The sequence below is a fragment of the Pseudoalteromonas luteoviolacea CPMOR-1 genome, assembly GCF_001625685.1.
In the GTDB taxonomy this organism is placed as follows: domain Bacteria; phylum Pseudomonadota; class Gammaproteobacteria; order Enterobacterales; family Alteromonadaceae; genus Pseudoalteromonas; species Pseudoalteromonas luteoviolacea_K.
The window spans coordinates 1-221 of the sequence record NZ_AUYC01000056.1; the positions used below are offsets into that span (position 1 = coordinate 1).

Annotated in this window: 1 protein-coding gene; it reads left to right on the top strand. The window is 45.7% G+C overall.

What is annotated here, in order from left to right; translation table 11 throughout:
* On the top strand, positions 1 to 221 hold a 221-nt coding region (locus tag N473_RS26575; RefSeq protein WP_196766447.1), incomplete at both ends, for a hypothetical protein.

Sequence of the window (221 nt, forward strand, 5' to 3'; positions counted from 1 at the left end):
CATCACTGTGACAATCACGGGCACAGATAAGTTTGGTCAGTCAGTAAATGCCACAACAACGACCAATACAAATGGTGAATTCAGCTTCACAGGCTTGATTGAATCGAATGCTGATGGTTACACCATCACGCAAACAGTAAGTGGTATTTACCAAACGGGTAACCGTTACATCGGCTCAGGTGCGGGTGTGATCAGCAATGTCGCAAAAGTCGTTGTTGGCA